The sequence below is a fragment of the Dyella sp. 2YAF14 genome (assembly GCF_052114725.1).
GTDB lineage: Bacteria > Pseudomonadota > Gammaproteobacteria > Xanthomonadales > Rhodanobacteraceae > Dyella.
Window position 1 is genome coordinate 40508 of sequence record NZ_JBFRFH010000008.1, and the last position, 25320, is coordinate 65827.

The following is a 25320-nucleotide window of genomic DNA, read 5'->3' on the forward strand; positions in this document are numbered from 1 at the left end:
ACCTTACGGGACTTTTGCCGCTGAAAATTTGCGTTTGGTCCCGTTGCCATAAGCCCGATCGTGACCTTGGCTAAACCTTAAGCTGCCTTGGGCTGCCTGGCCAATCGGACATAAGGGGGATTGGGTCATGCCAGGGAGCGTTTCGGGCGCTTCGTCGACCTCGGGCAGACCTGCCACGCGAGCTTGCTGAGCAGTGGGCGCTGCGTGCACCCTTATAAGGCCCGCCGGTAACCCGAAGCGGGGTCGGCAGCTGAAACGGCAGTGGCCACACCAACCCGTCGCTGGGTGACATCATGACCAAGAGCAAAGAACGGCTGGCGCGTTTTTATGCGCTTTCCGACGGCATTTTTGCCGTCATCATCACGGTGATGGTTCTGGCGTTCAAGGCGCCCGCCGGTCACGATCTTCCCGCGTTGATCAGCCTGTGGCCCGATCTGGTCAGTTACGCGGTGAGCTATGCCTTCATTGCCGTCGTCTGGTTGAATCATCATGCGACGCTTCGTTACGCGCAGTATCTGACGGGTACCCTGGCCCTGGCGAACTTCGCCAATCTGTTTGCGATTTCCTTCATTCCCTTTACCACCGCCTGGCTGGCCGAAAGCGAGATGGCGTCATTCCCGCTGACGCTCTACGCCCTGGTGTTCTTTCTGGTGCAGGGCACGTACATGGTGTTGATGCGGGAAAGTTTTTCTCACCTGCCGGACGGCATCGATCCGCGATCGCGACGATGGCAGTGGTACAGGGCGTGGATCATGTTGGCCGTGTTTTTGATAGCCGCCCTGGTAACCATCATTCCGCCGCTGTTGCGGCTCGGCTTGTTGGCGTCCTTCCTCATCCTGTACTGCCGTCCTGATGCGTTCCAGCGCGCCGACGCCGCCGCGCCCTGAGTGATTGACCTCTCGCAGCAACGACAAAGGCCGCGCAAGCGGCCTTTGTTCGTGGGGTCGCTGTCGCCCAGTTACACGATGGCCACCTGGTTGACGTTGTTTTTCGGATCCATCCAGAAGGCCTCGTTGGCGAAGCGTCCGAAGATCTCGCGCGGCAGGATGGGCTGGCGTTCCACCGATTCCACTTTCGGACGGACGGAATGCAGGCCGGGCATGCCGACGCGGGCGTCGAATTCGTCGGCGTTGTACTGGATGTGGTCGAAGTCGTGTTCGAACCAGGGTTCGCCGAGGAATTGATAGACCGCGCGCACGGCGGCGGCGGGGTCGCGCACCAGGCTTTCGTAGGTCAGCAGCATCAGGTGGTCGTGCGCGTATTCGCCGTAGAAGGCCTCCTTGGTGGCCTGGTAGGCGAAGCCGACCATGCCGCGCGGATCAGTCAAGGCTTCGACGCGCGAGTACACGGTGGTGTTGGTGTCGAACCGGAACACCTTGCTGACACTGACCGGTTGGCGGCGCACCAGCCGCTCCATGCTGTCCAGCACCCAGGCCAGCTGGCGCACGCAGGCGACGACCTTCACGCCTGGGAACAGCGTGTTGAGCAGCTGCATGCGGCTGCACCACAGCCGGCTGGTGTCGAACACCACCTCGGCGCCGCCTTCAACCGAGTAGAAGTTCTCGACCAGCCCGCGCAATACCGCAACGCGCTGCTCGTCGGAGACATCGAAGGAGAAATCGTTCTTGCTGCTGGCCTCGGCGATCACCACGCCCATGATGTCGGCCAGCGGGCTGGTCATGCCGGCGCGAAAACGCGGGTTCTGATTGAGGATGGCGGCCAGCAGGGTGGTGCCGGCGCGCGGCAACCCGGAAATGAAGTGGAACTTCCGCGGCGGGTTGCTGGCGTCTGGCGTGGCTGGCATGCGGGTGATCCTCTCGATCGTTGGCCTGGTTCTGCTGGATAGTGCCCGATTCAGGGCGCGCGCGCCGTCGACGCGCGCATGCGCATCTCGTAGCCGACTTCGACCATGCGGGCTTCTCCCTTGCCCAGTACACGCAGCAGCAGCTCCTCAGTGGCGCGCTTGCCCATGTCGCGTACGGGTTGGTGGACCGTGGTCAGCAGCGGCCACACCTGTGTCGCGATCGTGGTGTCGTCGAAGCCGCAGATGGAGATATCGCCGGGCACCGACACCCCGGCCTCCGCCGCGGCCCAGATTGCACCGACGGCCATGTCATCGTCGGCCGCGAAAATGGCGGTGGGCCGATGCTTGAGCTTGAGCAGTCGGCGAGCTGCAGCCACGCCGGACTCGAAGGAAAACTGGCCCTGCACCATATACGCCGGGTTCTCCTCCAGGCCTGCGCGCTTCATGCCATCGCGGAAGCCGGCGAGGCGCCAGATGCCTGCGCCGTGCTTCGGATCGCCGATGATGTGTGCGATGCGACGATGGCCCAGGGCCACCAGGTGATCCACCATCGCCGCCGCCGCTTCACGCTCGCGCAGCATCACGCCGATGCAGCCCTTGGGTTGCCGCGGCGCGATCGAGGCAAACGGAAGGTCGTGCTTGCGCAGATGGTCGAGCAGCTTTGCATGATCGGTGATGGGCGGCGTCAGGATCAGCCCATCGGGTTGGTGCCGCGAAAGAATGCTCTCGACGCGCTCGACGAAATCGGGCGCCGTCGACACCAGCGGCTGCACCATCATGCTGTATTGCCGGGCCTCGCAGGCCTCCAGCACGCCGGCCTGGACTTCCATGATGTAGCTCGGCGACAAGTTGTCGTAGAGCAGGCCGATCATGAATGAGCGATTCGTCGCCAGGCTGCGTGCCGAGGTGAGCGGCCGGTAGTTGAGTTCGGCCACGGCCGCGAGTACGCGGTCGCGCACCGAGTCGCGCACATTCGGCTCGTTGTTCAGCACGCGCGATACGGTCTTCTTCGACGTGTCCGAGGCACGGGCGACGTCGTTGATGGTCACACGCGACATGAAAGCCTTTGCGTCTTCAATGAACTGCTCCCTGCGTGATGGCAGCCGGAACGCTTTGAGCGGGAACGTTCCATCCACTCACTTCGACCACCGGTACGACAGTTTCCTGCGATGCATAGCGCGCGGTCAGCACGATCGACTCGCCGGGCCAGAGCGTGACGTCATTGTCATTCCAGCGTATCGGCAGCGCAAGATCGCCATGCGCGCCACGCCGGATCGACACGTGCTGGAACAGCGCCACGGCCTTGGACGATGCAGGCACCGACAGTGTGATCGTGGTGACCTCGTCCTTGCCGTCGCGCGTGGTGCTGGCGTGGATCTCGCTGGTCGCGGCCGGCAAGGACTGCAGTGCGGTCAGATCCCCATACTGCGTCAGCGGGGTGAGATACCAGTTCGATTTCGCCCAGTCGAGTACGTCCGCCCGGGTGGACAGCCAGTAGACATTGCGGCTGACCGGCTTGCCGTCGGCAGCGGCAAGTTCGAGCTCGATGAAGTAGGTGGGAGACAGGTTGGCGATCGCCGGCAGTGTCGCCAGCTGGCGCGTGTGATTCCCCGCCAGGTCGATGTCTTGCAGGTGCTTCTCGAAGCGCATGCTGCCATCCAGGTTGCGTAAGCGGATGTTCGCCTGCAGTCCGTGGACATCATCCAGCGTCTGATTCACCAGCACGATGGCCTTGGAGTCGTACGAATACTGGATATGCACCAGCTCGTTGGCCTTCTTGGCGCCGAAATACGCGCCGGCGGGATTCATGTAGTAGCCGTACAGATGCCAGTGCAGCGAGGGCCACGCGTTGTTGAGCATCCAGTAGATGACGCCGGTCGATGGATTGGCGGCATCCATGTGCGCATTGAACGCTTCGAACTGGGCACGCACGTTGTCGTAGTTGTCGAGTTGGGCCTTGGCAACATAGTCGGCGAGACTCGTGGGCGCGCCATAGCGCTTGGCCAGCGCGTTGTCGAACGGCGTGAGCACGGCGAACGTCGACCAGTCCGCGGAGGCGTGGTATTGCCTCTGCTCCGAATATTTCCACAGCGCCTCCTGCTCCTGTGGCGACAGCATGCGCTGCACGTCTTCCAGTCGCGGGATATCGGCACCCGCGCTGACTTCCGAATCGAAGCCAAACGCGCCGCCCAATTTGTCGGCGTACCAATACGACGGCGGTATCCAGTCGTACGGGCCGGCCATCTTCAGGCCGGACGGACCAGCATCGGCGGTGCCCTGCGGGACGGCCGCCGAGATGATGGGCAAGGACCAATCCGCCGCGCGCAGCGTATCGACGTACATCTTGGCGATGGGCGGCGGCGGCGCATTGTCGCTGCCGATCAGGAAGCCGATCACCGAGGGATGGTTGCGCAGCAGGCGCGCCTCGCTGGCCATGGAGTCCTCCGCCACTTTCATATCAGCGGCCGTCCAGGGCGAGCCGCCGGTCTTGGCGGCCGATTCCCATTTGTCGCAGCATTCCCAGCCAGCGAGTATCAAGATGCCGTGCTGGTCGGCGAGTTCGTAGAAGCGCTGGTTCTCCAGCTTGCCTTCGCTGCGGATGGTGTTGAGGCCAAGATTGAGCACATAGTTGAACTCGGCCTCCATGCGCGCGGGGTCGTCGCGCAGAAACATGTCCGGGGCCCAGCCGCCGCCGCGGATCAGCAAGGGTTTGCCATTGATGAAGAACTGGCGGTAACCCTGCTTGGTCAGGTTGGAACTGACGCTGCGCATGCCGAAACTTGCCGTCGCGCGGTCGGAGGTTGCGCCATCGACGGCGGCGCTCATCTCCAGTTGGTAAAGCGGATGGTCGCCCATGCCGACCGGCCACCAGATCTTGGGATGATCCAAGGCCATGCCCGGCGTGGTGCTGGACGAGAAGGACACGTCCTGCGTCTGTCCCGGCGCGAGATGCACGGTCTGCTGGATGGGGACGCCTGCCACGGTGCCGCTGATCGTGGCGTCATGCGCTGCCGTGTCGAGGTTCTTCGCGGTGACTTTCACGGCCAGCGTGGCGTGCGAGAGATCGGGCGACAGCGTCGATTGCACGTGCGGATAGCTCAACGCGACCGGCCCGGTCAGCGCGATATCCACGCCTCGCCAGGGGCCCATGTTGTTGTCCGGCGGGGTGGGGTTCCAGTCCACCCAGCCGATCGACAGGCTGGTTCGTGGATCGGCCGGATGCACGCGCATGGCGAGCACATTGGCGCCCGCGTGTACCCAGCGCGTCACGTCGAAGTCGTGCACGGGATAGGCACCGGCGAGCTCGGCGTGGTCGACCACCTGATGCCCGTTCACCCACAGGTCGGCGCTCGCGATGATGCCGTTGGTATGCAGCATCGTGTGCTTTTGACCCAGGTCCTTGGACAGCGTGAACTGCGTGCGATACCACCACGGCGTCACGAACAGGTTGCCACTGGAATCGGGCACCTGCACCGCGCGCATGTTGTCGCTGTAGAAGACATCGTTCTTGAACGTGTGGTTCTCGAGCAAGCCGGCCATGACGGTCGCGCGGCCGCTCACCGGGTACCACTCCTTGGTGGAGTAACCCGCCAAGGAGATCTCGGCGCCCGCTTGCTGCGCCTTCGCGCTGTCCTGGATTTGCCAGTGAGCGATTGAAGTGACGGACCCCGCATCGGCGGCGACCGTGGTGGGGACGTAGGTCGCCTGGGCGTGTACCACCGAGGCGGCCGATGCCGCCATCGCGACCATCATCCACAGCGTGTGCCTGGCTGGAGTTTGCATGGCGTCAAGGTTTCCCAAGATAGGTTTCGCGTATTTCCACCGGCGCAAATGGCCAGGATTGATTGAGTCGCGCCCAGATCGCAAACACCACCAGGCCGGCGACGATCCACACGCCGGAGAGGATCAGCGAAAGAGTGGAGGCAGAGAGGTACACATAGATCCACCCGAACAGCGCGATGATGCAGGGCACGGGATAGAGCCATTGCTTGTACGGGCGTTCGAGATTTGGCTGGCGCTTGCGCAGCACGATCAGCGCGGCGATCTGCGCGAAGGACTGCACAATGATGATCGCAGTCAGCAGCATATTGATGACCTCGGTGAGGTCGAAGAACGTGCCGATCGCCGTGACCACGCCCATCGTCAGGAGCGCGACGTGCGGGAAGCCGTGTTTTGCATGCAGTCGTGCGAACACGGACAGGAACACCTTGTCCCGCGCCGCCTCGAACGGCACGCGTGAGCCGCCGAGCAGGCCGGTGAATACCGAGGCAAACGCAGTCACGATGATCAGTACGGTCATCACGGCGGCGGCCAGATGGCCCCAGCTGCGTTCCACCACCAGCGAGGCCACCGACTTGGACTGCGCGATCTCCTGCCACGGCGCCACGCCAAGCACGCTGATATTGAGCAGCAGGTAGACCACCATCATCGCGATCACCGAGATGATGATGGAGCGGGGCATGGTGCGGCCCGGATCGCGCAACTCATCGCCGATATAGGCGGTGGTGTTGTAGCCCAGATAATCGTAGATGCCGATGATCAGTCCCGCGCCCAGGCCCACGAAGAAGTGGCCGCCGAACGCATCGGCAGGGAAGTCGAACGCGTAACTCGCATGGAAGTGCGAGAAGCCCGCCGCGGTCACGCCGACCACCGACACCAGCATGATCACCCACAGCGCGATGGTGATCGCACGCACCGACTCGATGCGGCGATAGAGCATCCACGTGACCAGCGCGGTGGCTGCCACGCCGATCAGATGCACCGGCCACCAGCCCAGGTTTGGAAAGAAGAAGCCCAGATATTCCGCCATGCCGATGATGCCGGTGGACATCAACAAGGGAATGGCCAGCAGCATGGTCCAGATAAACAGGAACGGCATCAGTTTGCCGGTGCGGTACTGGAACGCCTCGCGCAGGTAGACATAGGTGCCGCCGGAACCGGGCATGGCGGCGCCGAGTTCGGCCCACACCAGCCCATCGGCCATCGCCAGGATGGCGCCGACGATCCAGCCAATGATGGCCTGCGGGCCGCCCATGGTGGCGACCATGATGGGAATGGTGATGAACGGCCCGATGCCGCACATCTGGGTCATGTTGATTGCCGTTCCCGAGAACACGCCGATGGAGCGATGGAAGGCGTTGTCGCGAACGGACTTGGGCGCGCTGGAATCCTGCATGCTTGCCTTGTGGAAACGGAGTGGCGAACGGGGCGACGGTGAAGCCACCCGGAAGAACGAACCTGTAGCTATGACATGAGGCCCTGCAGCGATCCCACTCCCGCGAGGGCAGGAGTGGGATCGTCGTCATGCCGCTTCCCTTACCACTGGCCTCGCACGCCCAGCATGAAACTGCGCTCGGAGAACGTCGAGTGGCCGGGCTGGTCGGGCCACACCAGGTAGTACTTCTGATACTCGTTGGTGAGGTTGGTACCGTCCAGGAACACTTCGGCGTACTTGCTGAACTTGTACGAGATCGATGCATCCAGGTACTTCTGTGGCGCCTCGTACATTTCCAGGCCGGTGATGCCGCCCACGCTGTCCATCACCGCGCGCCGCGAACGGTAGTTGTAGGCAAGGCGCGCCTGGAAATGATCGTCCTGATACCACAGGATGAAGTTGCCAGACTTGGTGGAGTTGTCCTGGAACGGGATCTTCTTGCCGGCCAGATCCGTTTCGCCCGAGTTGCTGGGCGCATACGTGGCATTGATTTCCATACCCGTCTTCGACAGGAAGCTCGGCAGGAACGTGAAGCCCTGGCGGTAGTCGAACTCGGCGCCGTGGATGGAGTTGCCCGTACCCTGCACTGGCTGGGTGATCACGATGCAGTGATCGCGCACCACGCCGTCTTCGTCGGGCAGCGTGCAGTTGGTCACGCTGCCGTTCTTGATGAAGCTGTCCACGTTGATGCGGAACAGCGCCAGGCTGAGCATGCTGGTTTCGTTGATGTAGTACTCGGCCGAAGCGCCGAAGTTGGTGGAGCGCCACGGGTTGAGATTGGGATTGCCGGTGGACGTGCCGTTGGCTACGCGGAAGATCGGCCCTTGCGGCGTTTCTGCCAGCGAGTAGTTGAGCTGAAGGCCACCGCCCCAGGTGCTCAGGTCCAGCGGCATCATGTTCTTGGAGTAGGCCAGTCGAACCTTGAAGCTGTCGGTCACGTCCAGCGCGAAGTTGGCCGAGGGCAGCACGTCCTGGTAGCTGCGCTTGGTCGTCGCCGTTCCCACATCTTCCGGTTCGTCGCCGTAGGCGCCCGGATCGCCGCTGAGGTGCTGGGTCACATCGAGGTTGGTGTGGATCAGGCGCACGCCGATGTTGCCGCTGTATGGCATGTCCCAGATCGTGCCGTTGAAATCGCCCTGCAGGTAGCCCGACAGCTCCTTCAAGCGCACCGCCCAGGTGGTGCCGGGCTCAGCCACCTGCTGGGTGCCCGGATAGAGCGAGTTCCAATAGGCGATGGGGTTGACCATCGCATTGGGGCCGATCGCCCAGAAGTTGATGCCCGAGCCAAGCAGGTTGTTGTACTGCTTGAAGTTGTTGGCCAGCGGCGCGGCGGTGTTGGGCATCGATATCGCCGACAGCGGACCTGCGCGGAAATAGCCCTGGTCATTGCCGGCGGTACACGAGCCGCTGTTCAACACCACGTCGGCGCCGACGTAGCGCACCAGGCATCCCGCGGGATCGCTGGCGCCCATGCCGGCGTAGACCGGCGCCTCCAGCGTCCAGCCTTCGTTGTCGGCGCTGCGGATGCTGTTGCGGATGCCGAATTCCAGTTTGAAGCCGTCCTGGAAATCGTACTTGCCGTCGAAGCGCAAGGCGTTGAGCGCAACCTTTCGGTCGTAATCGCCCGACGATTCCAGTGTCTTCATCGTCCAGTCGGCAGGGTTGGCAAAGTTGCTGGCCAGCGACGGCGGCACATCGATCTTGATATAGCGGCCATTGAAGTTGGCGATGATCGGTATGGTGTTTTGCGGAATCCCGTTGGCGTTGAACACGCGGTTGCCGCCCAACTGCGCGGGATAGACCATGGTGCCCGGCGGCACGGAGTCGGGATCCACGCCGTCCATCAACACGTTGGGCCAGAGCGCGCCGTCAGAGTCGGAGATATTGACGTCCGATTCCTGGAACGACTGCGAGGCCGTGTCGCGGATACCGCGCACGCTCGCCGTAAACGGGCCGCCGTTGTCGTAATCCAGCTGCAGGTTCAGGTTTCTTGCAACGGAACTCTTCTGGATGATCTGCGAGTAAGACTCCACGTCACCGGGCCACTTTTCGTACTGCTGCGTGGTGTAGTACTGCGAACCTTCCCAGCCCGGCTCCGGCGTGCCGTACGAGCCCAGCGCGGGCGCTCCGGTATTGCGCGACTGCAGCGGAACGTACGTGGCGCCTTGCCAGTTGGTGGAGTTGAACTGGATGCCGACGTTGCGGTCGTACTCGCGCTGCGACGAATAGAAGTAGTCGGCCGTGCCGGTGAAGCCGCTGCCGAAGTCAAACTGGAACGACGCGTTGCCCGACTTGCGCTTGCGCTGGGTGATGATGTCGTTGAGGCCGATGTCCTGGCTGCCCATGAATACGCCGTTGGACTTCCCGTCGCCGTTGACGTCCACGCTGCCGTCGGCGTTCTGCACGATCTTGGACGGAATCGGTGCCCCGTTCCACGGCGTCAGGAAGCCGTTGTAGCCGCCGGCACTGGCCGCGTTCTCGCCGTTGAGCACCACGCCGTACTGGTCCAGGCCTTCGGTGGCATTCATGCGGCGCGTGTTGGAGAAGTCGCCGGAGATCAGCAGGCCCCAGTGACCATCGTCGTTGTACGAAATGAGGCCGTTGGCTTCAGGCCCCGTGTGTTGGGTGGTGCTGCCGCGTTCGCCATTGGCCGAATAGCTGTAAGTAAAGCCGCTGGGGAGATCCCACGGCCGGTACGTATGCAGATCGATGGCGCCGCTGATGCCGCCGTCGGTGGTGCTGGCCGTCGGGGATTTGATCACGTCCACGCCGTGGAACAAGGTCGACGGCAGCATGGTGAAGTCAGGCTGCTGCGAGTCGATCTGGTCGGCTGTAATGAATACTTCGCCGTTCAACATGGTGCCGACCTGCGGCAGGCCGCGCACGTCCACTGAGGTACCCACGCCCGCATCGCGGTTGATCTGCACGCCGGTGACGCGCTGCAGCGAGTCGGTGATGGTGGTGTCGGGCAGGGCGCCGATGTTCTCCGCGGTGATGCTGTCCTGAATGTTCGCGGCATCGCGTTTCAGGTCGATCGCGCGCATCTGCGAGGCACGTACGCCTGACACATTTACGGCCGACAGGTTGACCGCGTTCTTCTGCGCGTCAGTGCCGTCGGCTTTCCTGGCGTCGGTTTTCTTGGCGTCAGGCGACGGCGGCGGCGTCTGCGTGGTCGTGGTCTGCGCAGCCTGGCCGTCCTGCTGGAGATCGACGAAGGTCGAGGCTGCAGCTGACGTCGACACGACGGCGAACAGCGACACGGTGATGGCAAATGACAATGGATGTTTGCGAAGTACGGTGGACATGGGCGTTGACCTCGTTGGTGTTGCCTGTCGAACCTCGGTTGCTCCGTGGTATTTCAAAATGCGCGTAGCCCGGCGGTGCCTGCGGGTACGCACGCCGTCGTGATGCCATCTTTCGTTGTCCCCGACTTTGGCTCCCCAGCCAAAGCCAATGCTCAGTGCTACGGCACGGGGCGGATGCCCCGCTTACTGCTCACTTCGAAAACGCGATACGCGCCAGCGCCCACTGTCCATCGCGTGGATCGCCGGTGGCGAAAACGCATACGTTGCGAACGCCGGCCCCCGCCGGCGTGGCAAGCTTTTCATCAAGACGAACTTGTCCGGTTGCCTGCGCCGCGCTCTGCAGCGGCAGGCGAGCCAACAGCGGACCCGTGCACGTGTCGGCATGGATCTCGATTTCACCCGCGGCGCTGATCTTCTGGCGCATCACCGCGTCTTTGGCCTCATCGCCGAAACGCCAGCTGATGCGCTCGACGATGAGCGAGACCTGCTTGGCGCCAGCCAGCGGCGCTTGTGGCCATAGCCAGCACGCGTTGCCGATATCGACGGAATAGACCGGCCTTGTTCCCTGCGCCGGCTTGCTGCCGTCGAGGCGCGAGGCCGGCTGCCTGGAACAGGTGGCGAGCGCGCTGCCGTCGCGGCTCAGCAGGGTGGATGCATCCAGCGCCTGCGCGCGCGGCGCGGCAAGTTCGAAGCCGTCCGCCGCGAAGGTTGCGGCGCGCAGGTTCGTGTTTGCCGGCAGTGTGAGTGGTTTCGCATAGGCTGCGGATTGAGCGGTCGGGTCGGAGCCGTCCGTCGTGTAACGGATCGTGCCGAACTGCACCTGATTGGACAGCTCGACGCGGAATGCGCCGTTGGCCGCGGCGGTCACCTGGAAAGCAGGTGCAAATGCGCTGTCGGCATACGCAATGCCGAGCGCGCGATAACGCGCCAGTTCTGCCGGCAGGCGCTGCAGAAAGCTGTTCCAGTCGTGCGTGCTTGCGGGCGACCAGCCCAGTTCCGCCAACGCGGCGATGCGTGGGAAGATGGCATGTTGGTCGTGGGCGAAGGTGGGCATCTGCTCAGCCCACAGGCTCACCTGCACACCGATGATGCGCTTCGCCTCAGTCGCGCTCGCGCCCTTCGGAATCACGATCGTGTCATAGGCCTGCCGCAACGTTGCTGCGGGAGGCGGACCCGGCCATTCATCAGGCAGATCGGACTGAACATGATCGAGGTACAGCGATTCCTGCGGCGTCATGATCACGTTGTGACCTTGCCGGATGGCCGTAAGCGCCACGCGTTCGTTGTGATCGCCATGCCATGACATCACCACTTCCGAGGCCGGCAGCTTCTCGCCGGTGGCCAGCTGGTCATCCCAGCCGACCGGCGTGCGCCCGTGCTCGACCAGATGCGCGGCGACCTGCTGGATAAACCAGCCCTGCAGCTGGTCCATGTTCGCCAGGCCCAGCTTGTGCATCTGCGCGCGCACTTCGGGCGATGCGTTCCACTGCTGCTTGTCCGCTTCGTCGCCACCGATGGAGATGTAGCGCGAAGGGAACAGCTGCATGACCTCGTCGAGCACGTCATCGACAAACTGCAGGGTCTTTGCATCGGGCTTGAGCAGCCACGGGCTGACGCCCCAGTCGGTCCACACGTCCGGTCGCTTGCCGGTGACGCCTAGCCACGGATACGTCGCGACGGCAGCCTGCGAATGGCCGGGCAGGTCGATTTCCGGCACCACATCGACAAAGCGTTCGGCGGCGTAGCGCACGATCTCGCGCGCCTGGTCCTGCGTGTAGTAGCCGCAGTAGGGCTGCTCGGCGGAGCCGGTCAATTCGCTGTCGAGGCCCACGGCTTTGCGGCAGGCGCCGATTTTGGTGAGCTCGGGATACTTGGTGATTTCCAGGCGCCAGCCCTGGTCTTCGGTGAAGTGCCACAGCAACACGTTCAACTTGTGCAGCGACATCCAGTCGATCAGCTGCTTGATCTCGGCCACGCTCTGGTAGTGCCGCCCCGAGTCGAGCAGCAGGGCGCGCCAGGCGAAGCGCGGGTGATCGTCGATCACGCCGCTGGCCACTTTGACCGGGGCGCCACGCGCCCATCCCGATGGCGTCAGCAATTGACCCAGGGTGACACTGCCGTAAAACGCGCCGCGCGCCGTTCGTGACGTGACCACGATGCCGCCGTTGTCCACGGTGATGCGGTAACCGGATTCGTCGGCAACATCGGCATGCGGATTCACATCGAATGCGATCGCGGGATGCGCTGCGTCCGACGTCGCCATGCGCAGGTGCAATCCGTTGGTTGCGGCCACCTGTTGCAGGAAGCGATCGGCGATGGACTGCACTTGTTGCCGTTCTTCACCGCGCACCAGCACCACGGCACCATCGGCGATGTCCACCGCGCCCGAGCCTGCAGGGCTGGCCTTCGCCGGCTGCGGCAACAATGACCAGCTGGAAACGACAGGCGCGGCGACGGCCGCGCTCGTTGCCGCCATCCATGCGATGGCCAGGCAGCAGAGGATGTTCGCCGTCGCGACGCGGCTCATGCGCCACCACCTGTCGCAGCCCGCCGCGGAGCTGCGGCGTCCGACATGCCACGCCTGAGGTACCACTGGGCCGCGCCATGCACGCCATGGTGGCCGTGCTCGGTGACCCACACCGGTACTTGCGACAGCAGCGCACGCGCACTGCGGCCGTGCAGGAATCGTTCCTCGAACGCGCTGCGCTTGAGCAGCTCGAAGATGGACGACAGGAAGCCGCCGGCCAGATACACGCCGCCGCTGGCCATGAAGGCCATCGCCAGATTGCCGGCAAAACTGCCCAGCGAGGCACAGAAAATCTCCACCGCCTCCACCGCTTGTGCGTCGCTGTGCGCAAGCGCCGCGGTGGTGATGGCCTCGGGTGCAGCCAGCGTCGGCGCCACGCCATCCAAGGTGCACAAGGCGACGTAGAGCGACAGCAGGCCCGGGCCAGACACGATGTGTTCAAACGGCACATAGCCGCCTTCTGGCGCCAGCGTCGCGAGCACCTCGCGCTCGCGCACCGCGTTCGGCGCGAAATCCATCTGGCCGGCTTCTGTCGCCAGCACCAGGCCGCCGACCGGGCCGGGAACATGCACCGCCGCGCCAAGGCCGGTGCCCGGTCCGATCACCAGGGTCGTTCCGCTGGCGTGCGCGTCGGGCCCGCACAGATGGCGGCCGCCTTCGGCGAGCGAACCATCGAGCGCATAGGCCAGGGCTTCGAAGTCGTTGAGTACGGCCACCTCGTCCAGGCCCAGGGCCTGATGCAGCTGGGTCAGGTGGATGGGCCAGGGCAGGTTGTCGTTGACCACCTCGTTGCCCATGATCTGGCCCGCGCAAGCGAGCACGCAGTGCTTGACCGGGGCATGCACCTCGGCGTCGACAAAGGCTTGCAGCAGGTCTGACAGCACGGGGAAGTCCGCGCAGGCATAGACGCGGTAGGCGAGCGTCTCCACCCCGCGAATGCCGCCCGGACCGGCGCGCATCAGCGCGACACGCGCATGCGTGCCGCCGATATCGGCCGCCAGAAACGGCACCGCCGGTATCCCCGCCAGTCGATCCGTATGCTCGTTTGCCACGTCCAGCCGCCCCTCGCAGTGGAACTGTTATCAGCCTGTAACGTAATTGACACCGGTGTCAAGCGGTGGCGCAGCATGGTGGGAAAAATGCCTGGAGGCATGCTGGAGGGGTGGGAAACGGCGTTGCTGGCGCGGCACGCAGGGAGTTGGCAGGACGCGGCGGAGGGTTGATGAGCTCAGCCGGACTAGCTGAAAAACGCTAGCTTTCGCTGCGATTGAGCCGTTCCAGAATGCGCCGCAAATGAGCCAGGTCAGTCTTGGAAAGTTGCTGGAATCCCGCGGGAGCATCGTCCTGCACGGTGCGGTTGACCAGCTCCACAACCTGTTTTCCGGCGCGCGTGATCGACACCAGTTTTGCCCGGCGATTCTCGGGGTGAGGGTGGCGTTCGACGAGGCCGCGATCTTCCAGATCGTTCACCGCCACGGTGGCGGCCGGCGCATCCATGCCGGTGTCATCCGCGATCTGGCGCAAGGTCATCGGAGCATCCACCAGCCGCCACAGGATGCGGATGCGGCTGAAAGGGAGTCCGCTGATCTCGCTCACCTTGCGGCGCCACTCGCCACGCACGCCGCGCGTTTCCCACACCATGCCAACCATCAGCTGCCAGACGGCGTCGGCTTCGGTAGGGCTGTTGGTGGGTCGGATCATGCAGCGGCTCCGGCAGGGGCTTCTTCCAGCAAGTGGGCCGCGTGGCGCGTCGTGTCGTGCGCCCAGCGCGTGTTCGACAGCCAGGCCAGAAGCAGCACGGTGAAACCCGCACCCGTGATCAGCCACCAGAAGGGATGCGTGGCCTCGGCGAAGCCCTGGTGCACATGCATCCCCAGGATCGTACCCGCGAGTGCCACGCCCAGCGATGCACCCACTTGCCTGCTGGTGGAAGCCACGGCCGCAGCGAGACCGGATTGCGCCTTGGGCATGCCGGACACAGCCGTGTTGGTGATGGGCGCATTGACCATGCCGAAACCGATGCCAAAGATCACATAGGTCAACAACAACACCGCTATCGGCGTGGTGGCGGTGAGCTGGGTCATCATCAGCGCACTGATCACGGTGGCCGCGCCGGAAACGAGCAGTGAGGGACGCGTGCCATACGTGCCCACCAGCCGGCCGGACAGCGGAGAGCACAGTACTGTCGCCAGCGCGAGCGGCAGCGTGCACAAACCGGTATGGAAGGCCGATAGTCCACGCACTTCCTGCAGGTACAGCGCATTGAGAAACAGGAAGCCGGAGAACGCGGAAAAACTGCATACGGCGATCAAGGTGGCGCTGCTGAAAGGAGCACTGCGAAAGAAGCGCACGTCGATCAGCGGTTCGTGGCGTCGCGGTTCGTAGACCAGCAAGGCGATCAGCGACAACGCGGCCGCGGCGAACAGGCCAACGATGGTGGTTGAGCCCCAACCCTCATGCGGGCCTTCGATCACGGCATAAGTCACCGTGGCCAGGATGGTGAACACCAGCAGCTGTCCCACCGGATCGACGCGACGCGGACGAGGCGCCCTGGATTCCGGGATATAGCGCGACGCCAGCACCATCGCCGCGGCGCCCACCGGCAGGTTCACCCAGAAGATCGAGCGCCAGCCAATGGTTTCCGTCAGCGCGCCGCCGATCACCGGACCCAGTGCCATCGAGATGCCGGCAACCGCACCCCAGATGCCGATGGCGCGTGCGCGCGCCTTGGGTTCGTGGAAGGTATTGGCGATGATCGACATGGCGACCGGATTGAGCATCGTGGCGCCCAGGGCCTGCACGATGCGAAACGCGACCAGGCCGTGGATATCCGGCGCAACACTGCACAGCAGCGAGCCGAGCACGAACAGCGCCATGCCCGACTGGAATACGCGTCGACGACCGAAGCGATCGGCCATCGAGCCCGCCAGCATCAGCAGACTGGCCACCACCATGGTGTAGGCATCGATCACCCATTGCAGACCCGAGACCGACGCGCCCAAGTCGCGCCGGATCGCGGGCAGGGCGACGTTTACGATGGTGGCGTCCATCGCCACCATCAGCAGGCTGAGGCAACAGATGGCGAGGATCAGGTTGGGGTGGGTCTGCGCACGCCGTGCGTCGTTGATGGTTGTATTCATGCAACTATTGTGAGTTAACAATGGTTGACGGTCAATCCAGGGTTTTTGCCGGTGCTTGCGTTTGCTTCATCAGGTGATCAAGATATTCATCAATAGATGAATTAGGTGCCTTATGGCCAAGCCGAAGGCCTCAGCGCGCGGTGCGGGACGCCCCAGGGTGGACAACCCGGAATTGCGCGAACACCTGCTGGATGTCGCGTTGAAAAGCTTTGCCGCCTCCGGCGTGACGGCGACGTCCGTGCGTTCCATCGCCGCCGATGCCGGCGTCAACGCGGCCTTGCTCAGCTACTACTTCGGCAACAAGGCCGAGGTGGTCGAGGCCGTATTCGATGAGCGCATCGCCCCGGTGTTGTCGCAGTTTTTCCTGCATCTGTTTGGGGTAGAGGGCGATATCCAGCAATTCGCGGCCGCCTTCGTGACCGGCATCGGCGAACTGGTCGAGGCCCATCCCTGGTATCCCGCGCTCTGGGTGCGGGAAGTCCTCTGCGAGGGCGGTGCGCTGCGCGAGTTGGCGGTGGCCCGATTGTCGGCGGCAGCACCACTGGTCACCACGCGTTTTGTCGACGCGCAGCGCGATGGCGAGCTCAATCCCGCGCTCGATCCCACCGAGATGGTGATGACGCTGCTGGGCCTGACCCTGGTTCCGGCAGCAGGCGCGCCATTGTGGCAGGCGACCTCCGGCGCGCCTGCGGCTTCCACGGCGCGGCGCACCCAGCATGTGCTGTCGTTGCTGCAGCGAGGGTTGTCCTGAGGCGGATCGTGCATTCGTTATAGGATCGGATGCTTCAGCTGATACGGCACCGTCACAGAGAACGCCATGAGCGAGATCGAAGATCGTCTGGCCAGCTTGGGCCTGAGCCTGCCGCCGCCGTTTGAAGTGCCGAGCGGCCTGAGCCTGCCGTTCCAATTCGTGCAGGTGCACGGCACGCGCGTGCTGATTTCCGGCCACGGTCCGCAAGGCGCGGATGGTCAGATGACGGGCCCATTCGGCAAGCTGGGCAGCGAGCTTTCGGTGAGTGAGGGCTATCAGGCGGCGCGACTGGTGGCGCTCTCCATCCTGGCCAGTCTCAAACGCAGCATCGGCGATCTGGACCGCGTCCAGCAGTGGCATCGGGTGCTTGGCATGGTCAACTCCGCGCCCGGATTCATCCAGCAGCCGCAGGTCATCAATGGCTTCTCCGACCTGATCCTCGCCTTGTATGGAGCGGAGGGTGGCGCGCATACGCGCAGCGCCGTCGGCATGGCCGAGCTTCCGTTCAATATCCCGGTGGAAATCGAGGGTGAGCTATCGCTGCATCCTTGAGGCGCAAGAACCCGCGGGCGACATCACATCAATCGCATGTCGTCCATGCCTGAATTTAACGCGCCGTGCGTCAGGGTGGGGATCCTGCCCAGGGCGCCGACCGCCGTGGGCTCCTGAGGCTTTGGGAGTCGGCAAGTCACATGAGTGGTTCGCGTTCGGATGCGTTCGTATTTTTTGGTGCCACGGGCGACCTCGCTTACAAGATGATCTTTCCGGCGCTGCAGGCGTTGGTCCAGGCGGGCGAGATGGACATGCCCATCATCGGCGTGGCGTATGGACACTACACGCTGGAGCAATTGCGCGACCGCGCAAAAGACAGCTTGCAGCAGCACGGCCACTTCGACGCAGCGGCGTTCGAAAAGCTTTCGGCCAGGCTGCAATACATCGACGGCGACTACCAGGACCCATCGACGTACGCCCGCCTGAAGCAGGCCTTGGGCGAGGCCATGCACCCGATTCATTACATGGCGATACCGCCAACCATGTTCGATACCGTAGTGCAGGGCCTGGCGAGCTCAGGCTGCGCCGAGAATGCGCGCATCGTCATCGAGAAGCCGTTCGGCCGCGACCTGGCTTCGGCCAGACGATTGAACCTGACGCTGCATGAGGTCTTTCCCGAAGCCAGCATCTTTCGGATCGATCACTACCTGGGCAAGGAGGCGGTGCAGAATCTGCTGTACTTCCGCTTTGCCAATGCCTTCCTGGAACCGGTGTGGAATCGCACGTACATCGACAACGTGCAGATCACCATGGCGGAGAACTTCGGCATCCAGGGCCGCGGCAGTTTCTATGACGAAGCCGGTGCCTTGCGCGACGTCGTGCAGAACCATCTGCTGCAGGTGACCGCGCTGCTGGCGATGGAAGCGCCGGTGGGGCACGAGGCGGCTGCGATGCGCTCGGAGAAGCAGCGGCTCTTTCAGGCGATGCGGCCGCTCGATCCTGCCCAGGTGGTACGCGGCCAGTTCCGCGGCTATCGCGACGAAAAGGGCGTGGCAGCCGACTCTCAGGTGGAAACCTACGCGGCGCTGCGCCTGCATATCGATACCTGGCGCTGGTCGGGCGTGCCGTTCTATATCCGCGCCGGCAAGTGCCTGCCGGTGACGGCGTGCGAAGTCATGGTCACCTTGAAGCAGCCGCCGCTGGCCGTGTTCGACGGCTCGCCCGTGCAGAACTCCAACTACTTCCGCTTTCGCCTCAGCCCCGACGTCGTCATCTCCACCGGTGCCCGCGTGAAGCGGGCCGGCGAAGCAATGCGCGGTGAACCGGTCGAGCTGGTCGCGCGCCATCGCTCAGTGCACGAGCAATCGGCCTACCAGCGCCTGCTGGGTGACGCGATGCGCGGCGACGGCTCGCAGTTCACCAGCGATGCCAGCGTGGAGGCGGCATGGGCCGTCGTCGATCCCGTGCTCGATCACACCGACCCGGTGCACGAATATGCGCCCGGCAGCTGGGGCCCGGCCGCAGCCAATACGCTGACCGCCGACGACGGCGGTTGGCATGATCCCAAACCGGAGGAAACACGTCCGTGCTGACTGCTACATCACTGGTGTTCTTGCTTGACGTCGACAACACCTTGCTCGACAACGACGGCTTTGCCGCCGATCTCACCGCACGGCTCGATCGCGATTTTGGCGCGATGGAGCGCGAGCGCTATTGGTCCATCTACAACAAGCTGCGCGACGAGCTCGGCTTTGCCGATTATCTGGGCGCGCTGCAGCAATTCCGGCTGGGCCATGAGTACCACCCGGGCCTGGTGCCGCTCTCCAACTTCCTGCTCGACTATCCGTTCGCCGAGAAGGTGTTTCCCGGCGCGCTGGACGCACTCGCACACATGGGCACCCTGGGCTCGACAGTGATCCTGTCCGATGGCGACATCGTCTTCCAGCCGCGCAAGATCGCGCACTCCGGCCTGGGGGCGGCGGTGGAGGGCAGGGTGCTGGTGTATGTGCACAAGGAGCGCATGACTGAAGCCATCCAGCGCGCGTTTCCGGCCACGCATTATGTGATGGTCGACGACAAGCCGCAGCTGCTGGCGGCGATGAAGCGCATTTTTGGCGCGCATATCACCACCATCTTCGTGAACCAGGGGCATTACGCGCGCGAAGCGGAGCATCTGGTGATCGATCCCATGCCCGACAAGACCGTGATGCACATTGCCGATCTGGTCAGCCTGACCTCGTCCGATTTTCCCATGGGCGAGCCCGCCGGCCAGACTCGTCTTGAACAGGCGCCGCACGCCGCAGCACCGGACTGAATCATGAAAGCCACCGCACAACTGCACGCCCTCGGCCAGAGCCTCTGGCTGGACAACATCACCCGCGACATCCTCGACAACGGTACCTTGCGCCGCTACATCGACGAGTTGTCAGTCACCGGCCTTACCTCCAATCCCTCGATCTTCAATGCCGCGATCGGCGATGGCGATGCCTACGACGACGGCATACGCGAGAAGGCACGCAACGGTGCAGCTGGCGAAAGCCTGTTCGTCGAGTTGGCGCTGGAAGATCTTCGTCGCGCCGCGGATCTGTTCCAGCCCGTGTTCCAGTCCAGCCAGCATGTCGACGGGTGGGTATCGATGGAGGTGTCGCCTTTGCTGGCCTTCGATACGCAGGCCAGCATCCAGGCGGCGCGGGACATCTTCAAAAAGGCCGATCGGCCCAATCTCTTCGTGAAGATACCCGGCACGCCGGAAGGCATCCCGGCGATCGAGGAAGCGATCTTTGCAGGCATACCGATCAATGTGACCTTGCTGTTTTCTCGCGATCAGTATCTGGCTGCGGCAGAGGCTTACCTGCGCGGCGTCGAGCGTCGCATCGAAGCTGGGTTGGATCCTCATGTTGGCTCGGTGGCTTCGCTGTTCGTGAGCCGCTGGGATGTTGCGGTGAAGGACAAGGTTCCGCAGGATTTGCGCAACACATTGGGCATAGCGGTAGGCAAGCAGACCTATCGCGCCTATCGCGAGCTGTTGGCCTCGTCGCGCTGGCAGAAGCTCGCCCAAGCGGGCGCGCGTCCGCAGCGTCTGCTATGGGCGAGCACGGGAACCAAGGATCCCAGCGTGTCCGACACGCTCTACATCGAGGCACTGGCAGCACCGGATACGGTCGACACCATGCCCGAGAAAACCCTGTGGGCCTTCGCCACGCATGGCGCAGTGACGGGCGTGTTGCCCGAGCATGGCGGGGACGCGGACGTCATTCTCAAGCGTTTTGCCGATGCCGGTATCGATCTCGACGCGCTGGCAAAACAGCTGCAGCAGGAAGGCGCGGCGGCCTTCGTAACGTCGTGGAAGCAATTGCTCCAGCGCATCACCGACAAGAGCGCACAGTTGGCCAAGGCATAAGTCCACGCGCTGTTTCAGCAGTCTGGTACGCACTCCCACAGGTGACCCGCATGACCGATGAGCTCGATCTGAAAGGCATCAACACGCTGCGCTTCCTGTCGGTCGACATGGTGCAGAAGGCCAATAGCGGGCATCCCGGCCTGCCGCTCGATGCGGCGCCGATGGCTTATGTGTTGTGGACACGCTGGCTCCGGCATAACCCGGCCAACCCGGAGTGGTTTGATCGCGACCGCTTTGTGCTGTCCGCAGGTCATGGCTCAGCCTTGCTTTACAGCCTGCTCTACGCCACCGGTTACGACGTATCGCTCGACGACATCAAGCAGTTCCGCCAATGGCACAGCAAGACGCCCGGACATCCCGAGCGCGGCGACACGCCCGGCGTGGAGACCACCACGGGGCCGTTGGGGCAGGGTCTGGCCAATGCGGTGGGCATGGCGATGGCGGAGGCGCAGATGGCGGCGCGCTACAACCGTCCGCAGCATGCGGTGATCGATCACCACACCTATGCCATCGTGAGCGATGGCGATCTGATGGAAGGCGTGGCTTCGGAAGCCGCATCGCTGGCGGGGCATCTGCGGCTGGGCAAGCTGATCTGCCTGTATGACCAGAATGCGATGACGCTGTCCGCCGCCACCGACATGACGTTTACCGAAGACGTGCGGCAGCGTTTCGATGCGTATGGCTGGCACACCATCGCCGTGACCGACGGCAACGATCTGGTGGCGATCGATGCGGCGCTGGAGACGGCGCGCGCCAAAGCCACGCGACCCACCTTGATCCTGGTGCGCACCAGCCTCGGTTATGGTTCGCCAAAGCAGGATACGTTCGAGGCGCATGGCTCGCCGCTGGGCGCGGAAAGCGTGCGCCGGACGAAAGAGAATCTCGGCTGGCCGCTAGAGCCGGACTTCTACGTGCCGGAGGATGCGCTCGCCCATTTCCGCAAGGCGCTGCCGCGCGGAGCAGAACTTGAAACGGCGTGGGACGATCGGATACAGGCGTATGCGAAGGCGTTCCCCGATCTCCATGATGAAGTGCAACGCAGCCTGCGCGGCGAACTGGCCGACGGTTGGGACGCGGATATCCCGGTGTTTCCCGCCGATGCCAAGGGCATGGCGACACGTGACGCATCTAGCAAGGTGATGAATGCGTTTGCCGCCAAAGTGCCTGCTTTTACCGGCGGCTCAGCGGATCTGAATCCCTCCACCAAGACTGCCATGAAGGGCCTGGGCGACTTCAATCCGCCCGCGTCAAAGGGCGGGGATCTGCAGGGTTCCGATGTGTCGGGCTGGAGTTTCCAAGGCCGCAATCTGCATTTCGGCGTGCGCGAACATGCGATGGGCGCCATCGTCAACGGACTGGCAGCGCATGGCGGCACGATTCCGTTTGGAGCCACCTTCCTGATCTTCTCCGATTACATGCGTCCGCCGATGCGTTTGGCGGCGCTGATGAAGCTGCACGTCATCCATGTGTTCACGCACGACAGCATTGCGCTTGGCGAAGACGGGCCGACCCATCAGCCGGTGGAGCAGCTCGCCGCGCTGCGCGCCATTCCCAATCTCACGCTGATACGCCCGGGCGACGCCAACGAAACCGCGGTCGCCTGGCGTGTGGCCCTGCAAACGAAGGGCCGTCCGGTGCTGTTGGTGCTGACCCGGCAAAACGTGCCCACGCTGGATCGCGAGCGCATGGCATCCGCCGATGGGCTGCGTCGCGGCGCCTATGTGCTATTCGATACACCGGGTAAAAAGCCCGAGCTGATCCTGATCGCCAGCGGTTCGGAAGTCGGCCTGATCGTGGAGGCCGCCCAGCGTCTGGAAGAAGAGGGCGTCGCTGTGCGCTGCGTGTCGATGCCGAGCTGGGAGTTGTTCGAGGCGTTGCCGCAAGCCGAACGTGACGAGGTATTGCCGCCGTCGGTGACGGCGCGACTGGCCGTGGAGCTGGGCATATCCCAAGGTTGGGAGCGCTACGTGGGTTCGCGCGGCGACATGATGGGCATCGAGACTTTCGGCGCATCCGCACCCGCCGAAGTGCTGCTGAAAGAATACGGCTTCACCGTCGATGCGGTCTGCCAACGCGCCAAGGCCCTGCTCGCTCGATAGCGGCAGGGCCTGGCGGCTGGCGAGTTATTCCTTCTTGATCGGATGACCGCCAAACTCGTTGCGCATGGCCGACAGCAGTTTGTCGGTGTACGAATCCTTGTCGCGCGAGCGCAGCCGCTCGATCAGCGACTGGGTGATGACCGGCGCGGGCACGTTCAGCTCAATGGCTTCATCAACCGTCCAGCGGCCTTCGCCGGAATCGGCCACGTAGGGAGCGATGCCGGACATATCGGGATTCTTTTTCAGTGCGTCGGCGGTCAGATCGAGCAGCCATGAACGCACCACGCTGCCATAGCGCCAGATCTCGGCGACCTGCTGCAAGTCGAGCTCGAATTCAGCCTTGTGCCGCAGGATGGAGAAGCCTTCGGCATACGCCTGCATCATGCCGTACTCGATGCCGTTGTGAACCATCTTGGTGAAGTGGCCCGAACCCACCGGCCCGACACGCGCCCAACCCTGATCCCTGGCAGGTGCCAGCGCTTCGAAAATCGGACGCAGACGCTCTACCGCTGCCTCATCGCCGCCGATCATCAGGCTGTAACCCTCGGCCAGTCCCCAGACGCCGCCGCTGGTGCCGCAGTCGACATAGGCGATGGCATGCCCGGCGAAACGCTGCGCGCGGCGCAACGTGTCTTTGTAGTAGGAGTTGCCGCCGTCGATGATGGTGTCGCCTGCGGCGAGCAACGGCAGCAGCGCGTCGAGGCTGGCATCCGTGACGTCGCCGGCGGGCACCATCAGCCACAGCGTGCGCGGAGCGGGCAGGGCGGCAACCAGCGCTGCAAGCGATTCGGCTGTTTGCGCGCCGCTGCTTTCCAGCGCTTTGCGCGCTGCCTCTTGCGGATCGAAGCCGACGATCTGATGTCCGCCCTTCATCAGCCGCTGAGCCATATTGGCTCCCATCCTGCCCAAACCGATCATGCCGAGTTTCATTGGTCTTCCTAAGCCCGATAGGGATACAAAGTGTTGCGACAAGCCTGCATTTTGCGCTCGTTGCAGGCAAGTCTGCGTGAGAGTAAGGCGAACTCACTGCTGAGGAGCGCCTGACGCGACCCATCGAAAGAAGTTGAGCCGCGTCGTCATCGTGCGGGAACAGTTGCGAGGCAGAGGCACGGTGTCATACCTTCGCGCGCTGGTGGATGGACGCATGCTGCGTCCGGGTGCCCCTATGGAGACGGGAATGCGCTTGCGTATCGGCCTGGCTGTGTTTGCCCTGGTGTTCTCGCTGACGGCGACGGCCACCACATCCCCCACGTCGGATACTCCGCTGGCCAAAGCCGCGCAGGCGGCGCTGGAGAGTGCATCGATCAAGAACGGCCCAGGTGTAGTGGCGGTGATTGCCAAGGGCGACGCCATCGTGTTTCGCGGTGCGACCGGGCTGGCCCAGATCGAACTGGGCGTGCCGCTCGATCCGGATCAGGTGTTCCGCATTGCGTCGGTCACCAAGATGTTCACCGCCGCCACGGTGATCAAGCTTGCCGAGATGGGCAAGCTGTCGCTGGACAATAAGCTCGCCACTTATCTTCCCGACTTCCCCGATGCCGGCAACATCACGCTGCGGGAACTGTTGAATCACACCGCAGGCGTTTCCGACAAGACCAAGGATCCGCAGCCCGGCTTCATGAAGCGCGATGTGGATACGGCCACGCTGGTGGACGAAATCCGCAAGCGCACGCCGACCTTTGCGCCGGGCGCGCAGCAGCAGTACTCGAACGGTGGTTACATCCTGCTGGGAGCGGTGATCGAGAAGGTGACGGGCGAACCCTGGCATGCGGCCATGACGCGCCTCTTGCTGGAGCCCTTGGGTCTGCAACACATCCGCTATGGCGACAATGCCGTGGTCATGCCAGGGCGCGTTGCCGGCTACACGACGGACAACCCGGCACACCAGGTCAAGAATGCTTCGTTTATCAGCATGAGCATCCCCGCAGCGGCAGGCGGCCTGGTTGCCACGGCGGAGGATCTGGTGCGCTGGATGCGTGCGTTGACGCATGGGCGTGTGATCAGCGCTCAGGACTTCCAGATGATGATCACGCCGGCCGTGCCCGGCGCTGCGCATCCCTACGGCATGGGCATGTATCTCTGGCGCGTGCGCGCAAGCGAGATGGTTGGGCATACCGGGCAGATCGACGGCTTCTGTTCCGCCGTCGCGTACCTGCCGAAGCAAGATGTGACAGTGATTGTGCTGGCTAATGATGACAATTTCGATGCCCGCACCATGAGCCGCCGGCTGGCCGCCATCGCGCTGGGCCGGCCCTATGTGACGCCGGCGGCGGCGACGTCAACCGATGCCGCGCTGAGTGCCTTGGAAGGCGCGTATCGCATCGACGCCACCACCACGCAGACGCTGTCGGTCCAGGATCACCAGCTCTACGCCCAACGCACGGGTCGTCATGCGGTGCCGATGCAGGTCGCCGCGGATGGAAAGCTCTATTTCGTGCCGGACGAACTCAGTTACTTCGTGCCCGTGCGCGACGCCGCGGGCAAGGTCACGCGACTGGATTATTTCGATGGCGGCGATGCGCCTGCCGTGGCCATGCCGCGGATAGCCAATGCAGTCAACGCTGCCCATCCGTAGCCGAAGGGCAGC

18 protein-coding genes are annotated in these 25320 nt (G+C 63.7%); 8 read left to right on the forward strand and 10 right to left on the reverse strand.

Annotation, left to right across the window (positions count from 1 at the left end; translation table 11 throughout):
• Positions 1 to 293: 293 nt before the first annotated feature.
• Positions 294 to 887 carry a TMEM175 family protein gene (locus AB4Y82_RS13115; protein ID WP_441603612.1) on the forward strand — a complete coding sequence of 198 codons (594 nt, stop codon included), beginning with the start codon at positions 294 to 296 and terminating at the stop codon, positions 885 to 887.
• 71 nt (positions 888 to 958) lie between these two features.
• On the opposite strand, the gene AB4Y82_RS13120 is transcribed toward AB4Y82_RS13115, so the two are convergent.
• The 9 genes from AB4Y82_RS13120 to AB4Y82_RS13160 form a co-directional block, all read right to left on the reverse strand.
• On the reverse strand, positions 959 to 1804 hold the full coding sequence (locus AB4Y82_RS13120; RefSeq protein ID WP_441603613.1) for a sulfotransferase family protein: 846 nt from the start codon (positions 1802 to 1804) through the stop codon (positions 959 to 961).
• 50 nt (positions 1805 to 1854) lie between these two features.
• Complete coding sequence (locus tag AB4Y82_RS13125; RefSeq protein ID WP_441603614.1) at positions 1855 to 2862, reverse strand: LacI family DNA-binding transcriptional regulator; 1008 nt, start codon at positions 2860 to 2862, stop codon at positions 1855 to 1857.
• Positions 2863 to 2878: 16 nt separating this feature from the next.
• Positions 2879 to 5587 carry a glycosyl hydrolase 2 galactose-binding domain-containing protein gene (locus AB4Y82_RS13130; protein ID WP_441611371.1) on the reverse strand — a complete coding sequence of 903 codons (2709 nt, stop codon included), beginning with the start codon at positions 5585 to 5587 and terminating at the stop codon, positions 2879 to 2881.
• A 4-nt stretch (positions 5588 to 5591) separates the two neighbouring features.
• Complete coding sequence (locus tag AB4Y82_RS13135; protein WP_441603616.1) at positions 5592 to 6980, reverse strand: APC family permease; 1389 nt, start codon at positions 6978 to 6980, stop codon at positions 5592 to 5594.
• 140 nt (positions 6981 to 7120) lie between these two features.
• Entirely contained in the window at positions 7121 to 10324 is a 3204-nt protein-coding gene (locus tag AB4Y82_RS13140) for a TonB-dependent receptor (RefSeq protein WP_441611373.1), read from the reverse strand.
• A gap of 190 nt (positions 10325 to 10514) precedes the next feature.
• Positions 10515 to 12851, reverse strand: coding sequence for a beta-N-acetylhexosaminidase (locus AB4Y82_RS13145; protein WP_441611375.1), 2337 nt, complete (start codon positions 12849 to 12851; stop codon positions 10515 to 10517).
• Complete coding sequence (locus AB4Y82_RS13150) at positions 12848 to 13903, reverse strand: glucokinase (RefSeq protein WP_441603619.1); 1056 nt, start codon at positions 13901 to 13903, stop codon at positions 12848 to 12850. The genes AB4Y82_RS13145 and AB4Y82_RS13150 overlap by 4 nt, the downstream gene beginning before the upstream one ends.
• Positions 13904 to 14102: 199 nt before the next feature.
• The gene (locus AB4Y82_RS13155; protein ID WP_441603620.1) at positions 14103 to 14552 is read right to left on the reverse strand and encodes a MarR family winged helix-turn-helix transcriptional regulator; all 450 of its coding nucleotides are present in this window, start codon (positions 14550 to 14552) and stop codon (positions 14103 to 14105) included.
• Positions 14549 to 15991 carry an MFS transporter gene (locus tag AB4Y82_RS13160; protein WP_441603621.1) on the reverse strand — a complete coding sequence of 481 codons (1443 nt, stop codon included), beginning with the start codon at positions 15989 to 15991 and terminating at the stop codon, positions 14549 to 14551. The genes AB4Y82_RS13155 and AB4Y82_RS13160 overlap by 4 nt, the downstream gene beginning before the upstream one ends.
• A 112-nt stretch (positions 15992 to 16103) precedes the next feature.
• Between AB4Y82_RS13160 and AB4Y82_RS13165 the strand changes: the two genes are divergently transcribed.
• From AB4Y82_RS13165 to tkt, 6 genes are all read left to right on the forward strand, one after another.
• The gene (locus AB4Y82_RS13165) at positions 16104 to 16742 is read left to right on the forward strand and encodes a TetR/AcrR family transcriptional regulator (protein WP_441603622.1); all 639 of its coding nucleotides are present in this window, start codon (positions 16104 to 16106) and stop codon (positions 16740 to 16742) included.
• Between the two features lie 66 nt (positions 16743 to 16808).
• On the forward strand, positions 16809 to 17294 hold the full coding sequence (locus tag AB4Y82_RS13170) for a RidA family protein (protein WP_441603623.1): 486 nt from the start codon (positions 16809 to 16811) through the stop codon (positions 17292 to 17294).
• 140 nt (positions 17295 to 17434) lie between these two features.
• Positions 17435 to 18826 (forward strand): glucose-6-phosphate dehydrogenase, encoded by a 1392-nt coding sequence (gene zwf, locus AB4Y82_RS13175; protein WP_441603624.1) that lies wholly within the window; start codon positions 17435 to 17437, stop codon positions 18824 to 18826.
• The gene (locus AB4Y82_RS13180) at positions 18820 to 19548 is read left to right on the forward strand and encodes an HAD family hydrolase (protein ID WP_441603625.1); all 729 of its coding nucleotides are present in this window, start codon (positions 18820 to 18822) and stop codon (positions 19546 to 19548) included. Before zwf ends, AB4Y82_RS13180 begins: the two co-directional genes overlap by 7 nt.
• A 3-nt stretch (positions 19549 to 19551) precedes the next feature.
• Entirely contained in the window at positions 19552 to 20634 is a 1083-nt protein-coding gene (tal, locus tag AB4Y82_RS13185) for a transaldolase (RefSeq protein WP_441603626.1), read from the forward strand.
• Positions 20635 to 20684: 50 nt separating this feature from the next.
• On the forward strand, positions 20685 to 22733 hold the full coding sequence (gene tkt, locus AB4Y82_RS13190; protein WP_441611377.1) for a transketolase: 2049 nt from the start codon (positions 20685 to 20687) through the stop codon (positions 22731 to 22733).
• A gap of 24 nt (positions 22734 to 22757) precedes the next feature.
• Here tkt and gnd read toward each other — a convergent pair whose 3' ends face one another.
• A complete protein-coding gene (gene gnd, locus AB4Y82_RS13195) occupies positions 22758 to 23663 on the reverse strand; it encodes a phosphogluconate dehydrogenase (NAD(+)-dependent, decarboxylating) (protein WP_441603628.1) in 906 nt (301 codons plus the stop codon).
• A gap of 247 nt (positions 23664 to 23910) precedes the next feature.
• Here gnd and AB4Y82_RS13200 point away from each other — a divergent pair, with 247 nt between their 5' ends.
• The gene (locus AB4Y82_RS13200; RefSeq protein ID WP_441603629.1) at positions 23911 to 25308 is read left to right on the forward strand and encodes a serine hydrolase domain-containing protein; all 1398 of its coding nucleotides are present in this window, start codon (positions 23911 to 23913) and stop codon (positions 25306 to 25308) included.
• Positions 25309 to 25320: the final 12 nt, after the last annotated feature.

Excerpts from the sequence above, each read along its gene's own strand:
- AB4Y82_RS13115 (WP_441603612.1), top strand. The coding sequence starts at position 294 with ATGACCAAGAGCAAAGAACGGCTGGCGCGTTTTTATGCGCTTTCCGAC.
- AB4Y82_RS13120 (WP_441603613.1), bottom strand. The coding sequence starts at position 1,804 with ATGCCAGCCACGCCAGACGCCAGCAACCCGCCGCGGAAGTTCCACTTC.
- AB4Y82_RS13125 (WP_441603614.1), bottom strand. The coding sequence starts at position 2,862 with ATGTCGCGTGTGACCATCAACGACGTCGCCCGTGCCTCGGACACGTCG.
- AB4Y82_RS13130 (WP_441611371.1), bottom strand. The coding sequence starts at position 5,587 with ATGCAAACTCCAGCCAGGCACACGCTGTGGATGATGGTCGCGATGGCG.
- AB4Y82_RS13135 (WP_441603616.1), bottom strand. The coding sequence starts at position 6,980 with ATGCAGGATTCCAGCGCGCCCAAGTCCGTTCGCGACAACGCCTTCCAT.
- AB4Y82_RS13140 (WP_441611373.1), bottom strand. The coding sequence starts at position 10,324 with ATGTCCACCGTACTTCGCAAACATCCATTGTCATTTGCCATCACCGTG.
- AB4Y82_RS13145 (WP_441611375.1), bottom strand. The coding sequence starts at position 12,851 with ATGAGCCGCGTCGCGACGGCGAACATCCTCTGCTGCCTGGCCATCGCA.
- AB4Y82_RS13155 (WP_441603620.1), bottom strand. The coding sequence starts at position 14,552 with ATGATCCGACCCACCAACAGCCCTACCGAAGCCGACGCCGTCTGGCAG.
- AB4Y82_RS13160 (WP_441603621.1), bottom strand. The coding sequence starts at position 15,991 with ATGAATACAACCATCAACGACGCACGGCGTGCGCAGACCCACCCCAAC.
- AB4Y82_RS13165 (WP_441603622.1), top strand. The coding sequence starts at position 16,104 with ATGGCCAAGCCGAAGGCCTCAGCGCGCGGTGCGGGACGCCCCAGGGTG.
- AB4Y82_RS13170 (WP_441603623.1), top strand. The coding sequence starts at position 16,809 with ATGAGCGAGATCGAAGATCGTCTGGCCAGCTTGGGCCTGAGCCTGCCG.
- zwf (WP_441603624.1), top strand. The coding sequence starts at position 17,435 with ATGAGTGGTTCGCGTTCGGATGCGTTCGTATTTTTTGGTGCCACGGGC.
- tal (WP_441603626.1), top strand. The coding sequence starts at position 19,552 with ATGAAAGCCACCGCACAACTGCACGCCCTCGGCCAGAGCCTCTGGCTG.
- tkt (WP_441611377.1), top strand. The coding sequence starts at position 20,685 with ATGACCGATGAGCTCGATCTGAAAGGCATCAACACGCTGCGCTTCCTG.
- gnd (WP_441603628.1), bottom strand. The coding sequence starts at position 23,663 with ATGAAACTCGGCATGATCGGTTTGGGCAGGATGGGAGCCAATATGGCT.
- AB4Y82_RS13200 (WP_441603629.1), top strand. The coding sequence starts at position 23,911 with ATGCGCTTGCGTATCGGCCTGGCTGTGTTTGCCCTGGTGTTCTCGCTG.